This window comes from Methylobacterium sp. GC_Met_2, assembly GCF_026540795.1.
GTDB lineage: Bacteria > Pseudomonadota > Alphaproteobacteria > Rhizobiales > Beijerinckiaceae > Methylobacterium.
On record NZ_JALNUM010000013.1, the window covers coordinates 1 to 13,899 of the forward strand.

Sequence of the window (13,899 nt, forward strand, 5' to 3'; positions counted from 1 at the left end):
ACCCTCCCCCGCAGAGGGGGGAGGGAAACGGCGGCGCGAATCTTCGAGGACTGTATCCATGACCCAGCCTGCGGCGGCGCCGACGGTGCGGACCACCTGCCCCTATTGCGGGGTCGGGTGCGGCGTGCTCGCGACCCCGGACGGGCAGGGCGGCGCCGCCATCGCGGGTGATTCCGAGCATCCGGCCAATTACGGCCGCCTGTGCTCGAAGGGCTCGGCGCTCGGCGAGACCCTGTCGCTGGAGAACCGCCTGCTCCACCCGCAGGTCGACGGCGGCCAGGTCTCGTGGGATGCGGCCCTCGACACGATCGTGGAAAAGCTCAGCGCGGTCGCCGAGGAGCACGGGCCGGAATCGATCGCCTTCTACCTCTCCGGGCAGCTCCTCACCGAGGATTATTACGTCGCCAACAAGCTCGCGAAGGGCTTCATCGGCACGCCGCACGTCGACACCAATTCGCGGCTGTGCATGTCGAGCGCGGTGGCGGCCCACCGCCGGGCCTTCGGCTCCGACACGGTGCCGGGCTGCTATGAGGATCTCGATGAGGCCGATTTGATCGTGCTGGTCGGCTCCAACACCGCGTGGTGCCACCCGATCCTGTTCCGCCGCATGGCCGATGCCAAGGAACGCCGCGGCACCAAGTTCGTCGTCATCGATCCGCGCCGGACCCAGACCGCGCAGGAATCCGACTTGTTCCTGGGCATCCGGCCGGGGACCGACACCGCGCTGTTCTCGGGCTTGCTGGTCTACCTCGCCGACAACGGATTCCGTGATCGCGCCTTCGTGGAGGCCCATACCGCCGGCCTCGATGCAGCCCTCGACCGCGCTCGCCAGATTGCGCCGGACGTCACCGCTGTGGCTGCCGCCACCGGCGTGGCGGAGGCCGAGATCGCGGCCTTCTACGCCCTGTTCGCCGGCACGCGCCGAGTGGTCACGGCCTTCTCGCAGGGGGTGAACCAATCGGCACAGGGGACCGACAAGGGCAACAGCATCATCAACTGCCACCTGATCACCGGCCGGATCGGGCAGCCCGGTGCCGGGCCGTTCTCGCTCACCGGCCAGCCCAACGCCATGGGTGGGCGCGAGGTCGGCGGACTCGCCAACATGCTGGCTGCCCACATGCACTTCGCCCCCGAGGAGGTCGACCGGGTGCGCCGCTATTGGGGCGCCCCGCGGATCATCACCGGCGAGGGCATGAAGGCGGTGGCGCTGTTCGAGGCGGTCGCGCGGGGCAAGATCAAGGCGCTGTGGGTGATGGGCACCAATCCGCTGGTCTCGATGCCGCGGGCCGACATGATCCGGGAAGCACTTCACGGCCTCGACCTGTACGTGGTCTCCGAGGCGGTGGCGGATTCGGACACTGCGCAGGGTCTCGGCAAGACCACCGTACTGCTCCCCGCACAGGCCTGGGGCGAGAAGGACGGCACGGTCACCAATTCCGAGCGCCGGATCTCGCGCCAGCGCCGGTTCCTGCAAAGCCCCGGCGAGGCCCGGCCCGACTGGGCGGTGCTGGCGCAGGTCGGCCGCCGGCTCGGCCACGGCCGGGCCTTCGCGTTCGACTCCGCTGCCGCGATCTTCCGCGAGCATGCCGGGCTCTCGGCCTACGAGAACAACGGCACCCGCGACTTCGACCTCGGCGCGCTCACAGACCTCAGCGACGCCGCCTACGACGTGAACCTGCCGGTGCAATGGCCGATCCCGAAGCGATCGGGACCGAGGGGCGCGCCGCAGGGCAAGGCGCGCCTGTTCGGTGACGGGCGGTTCTACACGTTCGACCAGCGCGCGCGCTTCGTCGCCGTGCAGCCTCCGGCCCTCGCGCTGGCGGTGTCGGAGGCATTCCCCTTCGTGCTCAACACCGGCCGGGTGCGCGATCACTGGCACACGATGACACGCACCGGGAAGAGCCAGCGCCTCTCTGCCCACCGCGCCGTCCCGTTCGTCGAGGTGCATCCGGACGACGCAGCCGCGTACGGGCTCACGGATGGCGGCATCGCGCGGCTCGCCAGCGAGCACGGCGAGGTTGAGCTGGAGGTGACGGTCACCGACACGGTGGTGCGGGGCAACCTATTTATGCCGATGCACTGGGGCGGCGCCTTCGCGTCGAAGGCCCGGGTCGGCGCCCTGGTACGCGGCATGCCGGATCCGGTTTCCGGCCAACCGGAGCTGAAGGCGACGCCGGCCCTGATTGCTCCGGTGGCCTATCGCGCCCGAGGCTTCCTGCTGTCCCGGGCGCAGGTGGCGCTGCCGGAGGGTTGGTGGTGGGCGCGGGCGGCGATCACCGGCGGCTGGGGTGTGCAGTTCGCCACCCAGGACAGCTCCCGGGCCGTCGCCATGATGGTGCGCGGGCTGATCCAGAGCGAAGCGCTGCGGGGCTGCGAGCTGGCTGAGTACGCCGACCACGCCCGCGACCGCTACCGCTGCGCGGTCTATGACGGCACGCGCCTCGTCGCCAGCCTTGCCTACGCGCCCGCCGGTGCGCGCCCCGACTGGGAGGCTGCCAAGGCCCTGTTCGCCGCAGAGGAGCCCGAGACGCCCGAGCGCCTCGCGCTGCTCTCGGGGCGTGCCGCCACCGCATCAGCGGGCCCGGTGGTCTGCGCCTGCCACGGCGTCGGCGCCGACGTGATCGCTGCCACCATCGCGGCGGGCGCCGGATCGGTGGAGGCGGTGGGTGCCGTCTGCAAGGCCGGAACGAATTGCGGGTCTTGCATACCGGAGATCCGCAAGATGCTGGCCGGGCAGACCGCCCGCGCGGCGTGATTGTCTGATACACTCCGGTGCGAGGACAGACCGGCCCGTCCAACCCGATCACCTCTTCCTGAGGTGTGGACGGGAGAGGCCGGTTCGAGACGATTCAGGACAGGCCCGTGACCGAGACCCCCCTGCGCGCGGCCCGCGCGCCCCGCGAGACCAAAGCCGCCGGTCTGGAGCCGCTGGCGGTGCTGCCCGTCTTCGTGCCCCTGCGCGGCAAGCGGGTCGTGCTCGCCGGCTCCTCCGGCGGCGCGCCCTGGAAGGTGAAGCTGCTCGCCGCCGCCGGCGCCCATGTCGACGTCTACGCCCCCGAGCCCAGCGAGGAGCTGCGCGCGGTCCCGGGTGAGATCGTCGACGGGCAGGTGGTGCTGCACGAACGTGCCTGGACCCCCGACGACCTGTGGGGCTCGGCCTTCTGCATCGGCGCGATGGAAGACGAGACAGAGTGCGTCGCCTTCGTGGCGGCCGCCCGCGGTACCGGCGCGATCGTGAATGCGGTCGACCGGCCGCATCTCTGTGACGTGAAGTTCGGCGCCATCGTCAATCGCTCACCGCTGGTGGTGGGCATCTCGACGGAGGGTGCCGCCCCGGTCTTCGGCCAGACCGTGCGCGCCCGAATCGAGGCGATGCTGCCCCGTGGATTCGCCCGCTGGATGGGCGCGGCCCGCGACTGGCGGGACGGCGTGACGGCGCGCTTCCATGGCTTTGCGGAGCGGCGCGTCTTCTGGGAGCGGTTCACCGACCGCGCCTTCGCAGAGCCCGACCGGGCGCCGACCGACGCGGACCTTACCGAGTTGCTCGGCGAAACCGAGGCCGCGCCGAAAGGCGGAGCGGTGACGCTGGTCGGCGCTGGCCCGGGTGACGCGGAGCTCCTGACCCTCAAGGCGCTGCGGGCCCTGCGCAACGCCGATGTGATCCTGTACGACGACCTCGTCGCCCCCGAGATCCTGGACTACGCCCGCCGCGAGGCCCGCACCATGCTGGTCGGCAAGACCGGCCACGGCCCGTCCTGCCGCCAGGACGACATCAACGCGCTGATGGTGCAGCTCGCCCGCTCGGGCAAGCAGGTGGTGCGTCTGAAATCCGGTGATCCGCTGGTCTTCGGCCGGGCCGGCGAGGAGATCGAGGCCTGCCGGGCTGCCGGCATTCCAGTCACGGTGGTGCCAGGCGTCTCGGCGGCGCAGGGCGCGGCGGCGGCTTTGGGCGTTTCGCTGACCCATCGCGACGCGGCCCGCCGCCTCCAGTTCGTGACCGGACACGACCGCCGCGGCGCCCTGCCGGACGACCTGAACTGGGGGGCGCTTGCCGATCCGAGCGTCACCACGGTGGTTTATATGCCCAAGCGCACGCTGCGGGCGCTGTTGGCCCGTGCGGTGGAGGAGGGGCTTGCTCCCGCAACTCCGGCGCTGCTGGTGTTCAACGCCACCCGCCCGAACCAGCAGGCCGTGCGCGGCACCGCCGCCGACCTCGCCGACCGGGTGGAGGCTTCGGGCGTCGATGGGCCGGCGCTGCTGATGGTGGGCGAGGCATTCTCCGAGATGCGGAGCGCGGTGTCGGCCAAGGCGGAGCAGAACCGCGTGGCGGTCTGAAACTGATTTCTCCGGCGGTACTACGCTCTGTTGTCTCGAGCGAAGCGATGTAACCCTGGGGGCATCGCGTCAGCCGTGCGCTTGGCGCTGGCAAACTGTGGGTCACGCTCGAAAATTCAGTATCACATTGAGTATCGTTCCTCGGGCCTGGATTCGATCCGATCGGCAGGCCGGAAGACATGCCCTATTCGTTATGGACCACCGCCGAGCCGATGAGACTGCAATCCAACGGCTCTGGGCCGTTCAGATTGAACTTTATCAACCCCGCGGACGATTCGAACCGGAGCGCTGGCCAGCCGGGTTGAGGCGCCTCTCAGGTCTTGCCGGCCACGAAGGCGCGCATCAGGTAGTGGGCGATCGCCATGGGCGGCGGGGCCTGAATGCCTTCCGGATGGGTACCGTCCAGCATGGCGGCGACATCGGAGCGGCTGAACCAGCGGGCGTCCTCCAGCTCGGCCGGATCGGTCACGATGGCCCCATCCAAGGCCTCTGCGGCGCAGCCCATCATCAGCGATGACGGGAACGGCCAGGGCTGCGAGGTCCGATAGGTCACCGCACCGACGCGGATATGCGTCTCCTCGAACACCTCGCGGCGTACGGCGTCCTCGATCGTCTCGCCGGGCTCCAGGAAACCCGCGAGGCAGGAATACATGTGCGGCCGGAAATGCGGGCCGCGGCCGAGCAGGCAGGCATCGCCCCGCCGCACCAGCATGATCACCACGGGATCGACCCGGGGGAAGTGATGGGCGGCGCAAGAGGGGCATTCCCGCCGGAAGCCGCCGGCCTTCGACTCCGTGGCGGTGCCGCAATTGGCGCAGAAACCGTGGCGGGCATGCCAGTCGAGCATCGACTTGGCGACCGCCAGCAGGCCCAGTTCCTCCGCCTCCACGGCGGAGTCGGTGGCAATGCTGCGCAAGTCGAGGGTGCGGGTGTCGTCCCCCGCGAAGCGCTCCGCGGCTTCTGCGGGCGCAGCCTGCGCGAAAACCGGCCGTCCGTCCCGATACCCGAGGAAGATCCGCGTGCCCGTGAGGAGGTCCGCTGCGATATCGGGTGCGATCAGCGTGGTGTCCCCGCGCAGCACGAACCGGTCGCCGCACAGCAGGACGAGGCGCGCATCGGGCGCATCGACGGCGGGCACCGCCTCTTCGGGCTGCTCGGCCGAATGACGGTCGAGGCGGTTCCGGACAAAGCCGAGGGTGTCGCGGGGATCGGTCATGCGCGAAGTCAGGCTGCGGAGAACAGGGCGCCGGCGCGCTCGATGAGCTGCGCGCGGGCATGGAGCGGGTAGGGCGTGCGCGTCCCGAACCCCCAGACCGGGCCGGGCCAGACTGGATCGGACCGGAAGCGGCCGACCACGTGAAAGTGGAGCTGCGCCACGACGTTGCCTAAAGCCGCGACATTCACCTTGTCGGGCTTGGCCAGGGCCTGCATCACACCCGTGGCGATGCGGATCTCCTGCCACAGGGTCGCGGCATCCGGCTCGGGCAGGTCGGTGATCTCTGTGAGGTCGGCGTGGCGCGGCACCAGGATCAGCCACGGGAACCGGGCATCGTCCATCAGCAACACCCGACACAGGGCGAGGTCACCGACCTCAACGGTGTCGGCGGCCAAGCGCGGATCGAGGGCGAAGGCGGAATCGGTCATCGCAAACCGATGTAGCGCAGCTTTGCATCCCGCGCGCGGTCCGAGCGCGGGAACGATGACGCGGCCCCTGCCGAAACTTCACAGGCCCGGGATGGCGCCCTGCCGGCCGACTGCGATCGTCCCGGCATCGAGGGCTCCGTCCGCGTCCGACCCGGCGAAGATCGTCACGGCCGCGCCGGGCTGGAGCAGGGCACGCTCGCCGGGTGAGAACTGGGTCACCGGCGTATCGTTCGGGATCTCGAACGCGGATTGCCCGCCTTCATAGGAGAGGGCCAGCCGCAGGGTCGAACCGCGCTGCAGGTCTGCGACCCTGCCGGCCGTCAGCGTCGCCCCGGGGGCCGTATCCCACGGCTGAGTCCCGGCCTCGAAACCGCGCTCGGAGGGCGAGTACAACGTCACAGCCGTGGCACGACGCGGGCCCGCGCCCGCGACGCCGATCACGCTGACATAGCTCTCGGGCTTGATCGCCCGCAGGTCCGACCCGTTCACCGCGTAGACCCGGGTTTTCGGATCCATGCGCAGGGTGAGGGTGCTGCCACTCGGCCGCCGGATCTGGATGCGGTCGGACTCGGCCCGCACCACCGTCCCCCGGAACCGGGCCACCATGGGCTCGGCCCGCGCGGCGGTGACGGACGCCGCCATCATCAGGGCGGCGAGGAGGCTGCGCTTTACGAGGCTCGTCACGGGTATCCTTGCGGGGTCTGGGCGGGCCGGAGCCGAACGCGAGGGGAATTGCCCCGGTTCCCGCCGGTGAATGTAGTCCGGCAGTTCAATGCGCCATCAGCACCGGCATGTCGGCATGGGCCAGCACGTGGCTGGTGACGCCGCCGAAGATCATCTGGCGCAGGCGGCTCTGGGTGTAGGCGCCCTTGATCAGCAGGTCGCAGCCGAAGGCCTTGGCCTCGGCCAGGAAGGTCTCGCCGGGCGCGCGCCGCCCCGCCGGCAGGGCGCGATGCCCGGCCTCGACCCCCTCGCAAGCCAGCGCCTGAGCGAGGTCCTGGGCGGTCGGGCCCGGGACCATGCCGCCCTCGACGCTCAGCACCAGCACCCGCTGGGCCTTGCGCAGAAGCGGCATCGCGAAGGCGACGGCGCGTGCGGTCTCGGTGGAGCCGTTCCAGGCGATCAGGATGGCGTCGCCCAGGCTCGCCGGTGGGGCGGGGGGCGCGAGCAGGATCGGCCGGCCGCTCTCGAATAGGGCGGTCTCGAAGGTGGTCATGCGCGGCGCGTTGTCGGTGGTGCCCGGGCGGCCCACCACCGTGGCGGAGAACAGCCGGGCGTACTGGCCGAGGAATGCATCGCCGGTCGGCACGTCCTGCCGCCAGCGGTAGCGCGGCCCGGCATCCGGCACCCGCTCCGGTATGCAGAGCCCGTCGCGGGCGTGGCGGGGGATGCCGGCTGCATCCATGAAGGCGACGAAGCGGCCACCCGCCTCCTCGGCCTCGGCCCGGTCGGCCTCCTCGTCCCGTAGCCACGTCATGCCGCCGACCATATCGACGGGGACGTATTCAGCGAGCGCCGGGCGCAGCGAAACCCCCTCGATCAGGCTGCCGAAGCGCGTCGCGGCGAGCCGCGTCGTCTCGAACACGGAGGGTAGGGCGTCGTGCATCGCGACGGGTACGAGCAGCGTCTTCATGGCTTCGTCCTCCTCGGGATCGAAGCTAATCCGGCAGGCGCCTGTGGGGAACCGGGTCCGCACCGGAGGGCACACCGATTTGCGCGGTCCCGGGGTCGAGGATCCGCCGAAACCGGCGGGTCAACGGCGTCTCGACGAACCGGTGGATCACGAGGGCGGCTGCGACGCTCGCCGCCAGCATCAGCACCATGCCGCCGTACGGGTGCAGCGCCTGCGCCGGGCCGATCCGCACCAGGATCTCGCGCACGAGGCGCAGGGCGAACGGATGCACGAGGTAGAGGGCGTAGGAGGCATCGCCGAGCGTCACCAGGGCGCGGATCGGGGCCGGCAGACGCGCAACCTGCGCCGCGTCGCGCCCCGGCCCCAGGGCGGATGTCACCAGCAGGGCGGCCGGCACGCCGACGAGGAGCGGGCGCACGAAGCCGTCGGCCTCGCCGAGATCGGCGAGCAGCCTGGCCGCCAGGATCAGGCCGAGGAGGCCGAGCCCCGCCAGGCCGGCACGAAGCGGAACGGGGGGTCGCACGCCGCTCCGATAGGCGAGGGCGAGCCCGGCCCCGGCAGCGAATTCGAGTACGATCGGGTTCGCCCAGAAGCGCAGCGGCAGGGGCAGGTCCGGCCGAACGGTCCCGGCGGTGACGAGGAGCACCAGGGCCGCGACGAGCCAGACCATCGCGCCGCGCCGCCCCAGGCCGAGCCCGGCGGCGAACAGCCCGTAGAAGAAGGCCTCGTAGTTCAGGGTCCAGCCGAGGCCGTAGAGCGGTTGGATCGTGCCGTCCGGTCGGGCAGCCGGCCAGAACAGGAAGCTCGCCAGCAGGGCGGCCGGATCGTGGACGAGGGCGGCAGCCTCCCCGAGGACGTCCGGACGGGCCAGGGCGAGGGCGAGATAGACCAAGCTCAGCAGCCAGTAGAGCGGCACCACCCGGGCGATCCGGTGCGCCAGGAAGCGGGCCCGGCCGCCAGGCACTCCGAACAGGGCTCCGCTCGCCAGGACGATGACGAAGCCGGAGATCACGAAGAACAGGTCGACACCGCCCCACCAGGGCAGGAGAGTGCCCGGATCGAAAGCCGGGCCGCCGCGCTGCGCCAGGAGTTCCACTTCGTGCCGCGTGTGGTGCCAGACCACCATCAGGGCGGCGCAGCCGCGCAGGATCTGGATCGGGACGAGGATCATCCGGCGCTCAGCAATCGGCGCGGGCGAGTCCTAGGTCCCGCCACCCGGCTCCCGGGGCAGCCGAAATCCGGGACGCCGGCGCAGGCGCGCCTGGGCCAAACCTCAACCACGGGCCGGATCCGGGGTGAAACCGGCAGGAACCATAGGTCGTTGGTCCCGTTGACAGAGTATATCGCGAACGCGCCGCGTGAGGTCTTCGATCTCCGCCGGATATCCCATCCCCGTTTGCACATCCATCTCGTAGCGAGGTTTCTGATGCTGAAGAATTACGCCGCCGCCTCCGCACTTGTTCTGGCTCTGTCGACGCCAGCGCTGGCGCAGAGCGCCAACGATTTCCGTCTGCAGTCGATGCAGTCGAACGCGTTCGAGATCCAGTCCTCGCAGATCGCCTTGTCCAAGTCGCGCAATCCGCGGATCCGGTCCTATGCCCAGGAGGCGCTCCGCGATCATCAGGCTGCTAACGTGGCGCTGGCCGGCGGGCAGCCCGGAGCAATGGCGGGGGGCGATCCGGGCCTCGGCGGACTGATCACGGCTCCGATCGCGGTGGCAGGAAGCGCCGTGGGCGCCGGCGTCGGTGCGGCGACCGGCGTGGTCGGCGGCACCCTGTCGGGCGGCCCGGGCGGCGGTCTCCAGGGTGCGGGCACGGGCGCGGCGAACGGTGCTGCGGCCGGCGGTCGTCTCGGCGGCGGTGACATGATGGCGACGGGGGCCTCCACCCTGGTGCAGCCGAGCCCGCAGCAGCAGGCGATGCTGTCCGAGCTGTCGGCAACCCCGCCCGGCCCGCGCTTCGACCGGCTCTACGCAACGCAGCAGATCGAGGCCCACCAGATGGCCATCGCGATGACCCAGGCCTACGCTCAGGGTGGCCCAAACCCGGCCCTGCGCAACTACGCCCAGCAGGCCCTTCCGGCCCTGCAGATGCACTACGACCACGCGCAGCGTCTGGCTGGCGCCCGGTAAGGTCCACTGCAATCGTGTCGGCCTGGCATGAGCTGGGCCGGCAGGACAGGCGGCTCGCACAGGCGAGCCGCCTTTTTTAGGTGTGCGCGGCGAAAGTTGCTGCGCCGCCACGATGTCAGTCACACGTGACGGCGGCAGCCGAGCGGACCTGCAGGCCGGCCGTGTCGAGCGGTGGCTGGAACGCCCCCGTCTTCGGATCGCGCACGACCAGGGACCCGGTCGACACGCCGAAATGTGCACCGTGGAGCTGGAGCCGGCCGTCATCGACCCGTTCCTTGACGAACGGGAAGGTCATCAGATTCTCGAGGCCCTGCGCCACCACGGCGTATTCGAGGCGCGTCAGGTAGTTCGGCGCCTCGGGATCGCCGGCCTTCGCCACCGCGGGTTCCACGAGCGAGACCCACTTGCCGATGAAGTTCCCCTCGGAGAGGGGCTTCGCCTTCTGGGCGTAGGCCTTCACGCCACCGCAGGTGGCATGGCCGAGCACGACGATATGCTTCACCTCCAGGGCCTGGACGGCGAATTCCAGCGCCGCAGAGGTGCCGTGGTAATTCTCGTCTGGCTGATAGGGCGGCACGAGGTTGGCGACGTTGCGGATCGTGAACAGCTCGCCCGGTCCGGCATCGAAGATCGCGCTCGGGGAGACCCGGCTGTCGCAGCAGCTGATGACGAGGATCTCCGGCTTCTGCGATTCGGCCAGTTGCGCGAAGCGGCGGCGTTCGGCCGGAAAGCGCTGCTCAAGGAACGATCGATACCCTTCAGTCAAATAGACAGGAAACATCAAAGCAGCTCCGTTGCGTTATCGATCGTGATACAGCTGAAATCAGGATCTTTGCCAAGTCAGAACGCGGGACTGGGCCGGGATAATCCCGCGGGCGAGATCGGCCGCGAGATCGGCGAGGCCGGCCGGTTCGACGCGTTCGCCGCTCGCGCGCAGTTCGGCGATCGGCCACCAGCGCGTGCCGAGCACGGGGTTGTCCTCGGTCTCGGCGAGGCGGCTGGTGTCGACCCGGTCGTCGGGCAGGCGGACGAGGAAGTAGCGCTCGCGGGCATCCCGGGGCTGGCGGAACAGATGGAACGGCCCGTCGCACGCAGCGACCTGCGGGCCGATCGCCGCGTCGGTGCGGCCGATCTCCTCTCCGAGTTCCCGGCGGCAGGCAGTGACGTGATCCTCGCCGGGCTCAAGGCCGCCGCCAGGCATGAACCAGAACCGCAGCGGCGACCCGTCCGCCCCCTTGGCGTGCACGGAGGCGTAAGCGATCAACAGGATCCGGTCCTGCGGATCGAGCACGATCGCCCGGGCGACGTGGCGAATGGCGAGAGTGGGCGCAGCTTTCATGGGGTCAAAGCTAGGGCGCAAGGATCGCGCCGGACATGGATGTATTCCCGTTTGCTGTATCGCTTCGGCCTCAAAGCGCCGCCGCGCCATCCGACGATCATGACACGTGGCCAGAGACGTCAGCTCCGACCGGCCGCGATGCGGAGCGCGGCTCCGGCCTCAACAGGAGCCCCAACCAGCCCTTCGATAACGCCCCGGTCACCACCGTGGAGACGGTGACGATGGACCGGGGGCAGGGCACGGTGAAAGGCACGGGCACGTTCAAGGTCGGGAAGGCGACGGTCGCGTTCGCGGGCCTGAAGGGCACCGGAGCGTTCATCACGGTCTTCGCGTCACCGACGAATCAGACCACCACTTGGAGCGGCGCGTTCACGCCGCCGCCGGCCCAGGCGGCGCGGCGCTGACGCACGCTCGTTTCACGGGATCGGCGTCTCCCGCCGGGCCGGTGCCCAGATCACCACGGGCAGGCCGTGCCCATCCCGCGCCGGCGGGTCGGGGAGCGGCCGGGCTCGGCCCAAAGCGATATCCTGCGCCACCACCAGCGCGGCCAGCGCATCGAGATGGTCGTCCTGCGGGACTCCCTTGGCCCGGGCGTCAAGCAGCGCGGCCGGCAGCCCCGCCGTGGACAGGAGTTCCCGCCGGCGATCGAGCCCCAGGCGGGCGTTGCGCCCCTTCTTCGGGAGGCCGAGGGGCCGGTCGCCGTTGAGGGCGTGGAATGCCACCTCCGGGTGAACCTCGTGGATCCGGTCGCGCAAGTCTGGCCGAGCCCGCAGGAGCGTGTCCACCGCGCGGACATAGCGGAAGATGTTGTAGCCCTGGATCGAGGGCGCGAAGGGCGGGTCGCTCGCCGCCCGGGACAGGGCTTTAGCGGTGTCGTAGTCGGCAGCGTAAATGGCCGCCCGCGGCGGCATTGGGAAGACCGACGACCGCGCCGGGCCGAGCTTGGCGCGCGCCGCCAGATCGGCCGCCCGGCCGCCATCGACGATCCGGTCCGGCAGGCCGATCGGCACGTCGATCCCGATCACCAGAGGCCGCTCCGGCGCGTCGAGGATCGCGGCCACGTCCGGGAACAGGGCGCAGCGGTGCCGGTCGGGGTCGTCGAGATCGAGCAGGGCCCCGGCCCAGGCACCGCGGCAACCATCGAGTCCTGCGATCCACCGCGCCATCGCGATCCTCCTGTGGCCCGCGCCGGAACCTGGCCGGGGCTGCGTTCTTGTCCGGGCTGGCGCGGACCGCTATCCGCATCGCTTGGCCGCCGCCGAATCGGGAGAAGCGTGATGAGCGAGATCCGTCCCCGCCGCAGCGTGCTGGCGATGCCCGGCTCCAACGCACGGGCGCTGGAAAAGGCGCGCACGCTGCCCGCCGACGTGATCCTGATCGATCTGGAGGACGGGACAGCTCCGGGGGCCAAGGAGGCAGCCCGCGCGCAGGTTGCCGCTGCGGTAGCCGCCCGGGGCTTTGGCCGCCGCGAGGTCGTGGTGCGGATCAATTCGCCGGAGACCGAAGACGGCGAGGCCGATCTCGAGGCCCTCGGCCCCGCCGCCCCGGACGCCATCCTGGTGCCGAAGGTACGCACCTCCGACGCGCTGATCGCCGTCGGCTCACGCCTGCGCCGGCTCGGCGCGCCGGCGGCAACCCGGGTCTGGGCGATGATCGAGACGCCGATGGCAGTGGTGAACGCCGCCGAGATCGCCGGGGCGGCGCGGGACGTCGACGGGCGGCTCGCCGCTCTGGTGATCGGCCCGAACGACCTGCTGAAGGCGGCGCGGATCCCACCGCCGGGGCGGGCTGCGCTCACGCACTGGCTGATGACGGTGCTCGCCGCCGCGCGGGCCTACGAGATCGAGGCGATCGACGGCGTCTTCACCGATCTGAACGATGCGACCGGCTTCGAGGCCGAATGCGCGCAGGGCCGCGCCCTTGGCTTCGACGGCAAGATGCTCATCCATCCGAGCCAGATCGGCCCGGCCAATACCGCCTTCGGGCCGGATGCCGCAACCGTTACAGGCGCGCGACGGATGCTCGACGTCTTCGAAGCACCGGAGAACCGCGATCGCGGAGTGGTTGCCGTGGACGGGAAGATGGTCGAGCGCCTGCACGTGGAGTCGGCCCGGCGCATTCTGGCGCTCGCCAACGCGATCGAACGGCTCGGCGGGTGAGCGCGCTGCCCGAAGTCGGACTGCGGATCCTCGACCCGCGCCTGACCGGCTGGGGCTTTCCGCGCTGGGGCTCGGCTGCAGCCGCCGGCCTCGATCTGCATGCCTGCCTGGACACCCCGCTGGAGCTTCTGCCGCGGGGGGCACCGATTCTGATCCCGGCCGGGTTCAGCGTGCTGATTCGCGATCCGGCGTGGTGCGGGTTGATCTTCCCGCGTTCCGGCCGCGGCCACCGGGAGGGGCTGGTGCTGGGCAACGGCACGGGGGTGATCGACGCCGATTACGAGGGACCGCTGATGGTCTCCGCCTGGAACCGTGCCGAGGCCGCCCCGATCCGGATCGAGCCCGGCGAGCGGATCGCCCAACTGGTGTTCACGCGCATCGCCCGGCCGGTCCTGACCGTGCTGGAGGGCGAGGCGGGCCCGGGCTCGGAGCGCGGCGCGAGCGGATTCGGGTCGAGCGGGCGCTGACTCCGCACCCGGCGCCGCGCGATCCGTTCGTTCCACCACCGGGGGCTTGAACAGCCAAGATGGATCCTGTCGCCCTGCCTGTAACGCTCCAAATTCGATGTGAGCGTATCTGCGCGCTGCGAGTAGAGTTCACGGCGCCATAAGCTTGGCTGATAGCTTTTGCGGAAGTCTTCGGACATTCAGCGCTGTCA

14 protein-coding genes are annotated in these 13,899 nt (G+C 70.6%); 6 read left to right on the forward strand and 8 right to left on the reverse strand.

Annotation, left to right across the window (positions count from 1 at the left end; all coding sequences use genetic code 11):
• Window positions 1–58 precede the first annotated feature (58 nt).
• Together OXS49_RS07140 and cysG are read left to right on the forward strand one after the other, a co-directional pair.
• Window positions 59–2,755 carry a nitrate reductase gene (locus OXS49_RS07140; RefSeq protein ID WP_267422997.1) on the forward strand — a complete coding sequence of 899 codons (2,697 nt, stop codon included), beginning with the start codon at window positions 59–61 and terminating at the stop codon, window positions 2,753–2,755.
• Between the two features lie 107 nt (window positions 2,756–2,862).
• Complete coding sequence (gene cysG, locus OXS49_RS07145) at window positions 2,863–4,335, forward strand: siroheme synthase CysG (RefSeq protein ID WP_267423000.1); 1,473 nt, start codon at window positions 2,863–2,865, stop codon at window positions 4,333–4,335.
• A gap of 313 nt (window positions 4,336–4,648) precedes the next feature.
• Here the strand turns inward: cysG and nudC are convergent, their stop codons facing one another.
• The 5 genes from nudC to OXS49_RS07170 all read right to left on the reverse strand — a co-directional run bounded on the left by nudC (window position 4,649) and on the right by OXS49_RS07170 (window position 8,783).
• Window positions 4,649–5,551: an NAD(+) diphosphatase gene (nudC, locus tag OXS49_RS07150; protein ID WP_244008357.1), complete on the reverse strand. Its 903-nt coding sequence runs from the start codon at window positions 5,549–5,551 to the stop codon at window positions 4,649–4,651.
• An 8-nt stretch (window positions 5,552–5,559) separates the two neighbouring features.
• Complete coding sequence (locus OXS49_RS07155) at window positions 5,560–5,979, reverse strand: HIT domain-containing protein (RefSeq protein WP_267423005.1); 420 nt, start codon at window positions 5,977–5,979, stop codon at window positions 5,560–5,562.
• Window positions 5,980–6,057: 78 nt separating this feature from the next.
• Window positions 6,058–6,663 (reverse strand): hypothetical protein, encoded by a 606-nt coding sequence (locus tag OXS49_RS07160; protein WP_267423007.1) that lies wholly within the window; start codon window positions 6,661–6,663, stop codon window positions 6,058–6,060.
• A gap of 85 nt (window positions 6,664–6,748) precedes the next feature.
• Window positions 6,749–7,612 carry a universal stress protein gene (locus OXS49_RS07165; protein WP_244008354.1) on the reverse strand — a complete coding sequence of 288 codons (864 nt, stop codon included), beginning with the start codon at window positions 7,610–7,612 and terminating at the stop codon, window positions 6,749–6,751.
• 25 nt (window positions 7,613–7,637) lie between these two features.
• Complete coding sequence (locus OXS49_RS07170) at window positions 7,638–8,783, reverse strand: acyltransferase (RefSeq protein ID WP_267423012.1); 1,146 nt, start codon at window positions 8,781–8,783, stop codon at window positions 7,638–7,640.
• Window positions 8,784–9,038: 255 nt separating this feature from the next.
• Here OXS49_RS07170 and OXS49_RS07175 point away from each other — a divergent pair, with 255 nt between their 5' ends.
• Window positions 9,039–9,743 (forward strand): DUF4142 domain-containing protein, encoded by a 705-nt coding sequence (locus OXS49_RS07175; RefSeq protein ID WP_267423015.1) that lies wholly within the window; start codon window positions 9,039–9,041, stop codon window positions 9,741–9,743.
• Window positions 9,744–9,858: 115 nt separating this feature from the next.
• Here the strand turns inward: OXS49_RS07175 and OXS49_RS07180 are convergent, their stop codons facing one another.
• Both OXS49_RS07180 and OXS49_RS07185 read right to left on the reverse strand, forming a co-directional pair.
• Entirely contained in the window at window positions 9,859–10,524 is a 666-nt protein-coding gene (locus OXS49_RS07180) for a carbonic anhydrase (RefSeq protein ID WP_244008351.1), read from the reverse strand.
• Between the two features lie 42 nt (window positions 10,525–10,566).
• Window positions 10,567–11,082 (reverse strand): NUDIX domain-containing protein, encoded by a 516-nt coding sequence (locus OXS49_RS07185; protein ID WP_267423019.1) that lies wholly within the window; start codon window positions 11,080–11,082, stop codon window positions 10,567–10,569.
• A gap of 35 nt (window positions 11,083–11,117) precedes the next feature.
• On the opposite strand from OXS49_RS07185, the gene OXS49_RS07190 reads away from it, so the two are divergent.
• On the forward strand, window positions 11,118–11,486 hold the full coding sequence (locus tag OXS49_RS07190; RefSeq protein WP_267423021.1) for a hypothetical protein: 369 nt from the start codon (window positions 11,118–11,120) through the stop codon (window positions 11,484–11,486).
• Window positions 11,487–11,498: 12 nt separating this feature from the next.
• Here OXS49_RS07190 and OXS49_RS07195 read toward each other — a convergent pair whose 3' ends face one another.
• Window positions 11,499–12,248: a DUF429 domain-containing protein gene (locus OXS49_RS07195; RefSeq protein WP_267423023.1), complete on the reverse strand. Its 750-nt coding sequence runs from the start codon at window positions 12,246–12,248 to the stop codon at window positions 11,499–11,501.
• Window positions 12,249–12,359: 111 nt separating this feature from the next.
• On the opposite strand from OXS49_RS07195, the gene OXS49_RS07200 reads away from it, so the two are divergent.
• Both OXS49_RS07200 and dut read left to right on the forward strand, forming a co-directional pair.
• Window positions 12,360–13,241 (forward strand): CoA ester lyase, encoded by an 882-nt coding sequence (locus tag OXS49_RS07200; RefSeq protein WP_267423024.1) that lies wholly within the window; start codon window positions 12,360–12,362, stop codon window positions 13,239–13,241.
• Window positions 13,238–13,708, forward strand: a complete 471-nt coding sequence (dut, locus tag OXS49_RS07205; protein WP_267423026.1) for a dUTP diphosphatase — start codon at window positions 13,238–13,240, stop codon at window positions 13,706–13,708. Before OXS49_RS07200 ends, dut begins: the two co-directional genes overlap by 4 nt.
• Window positions 13,709–13,899 lie beyond the last annotated feature (191 nt).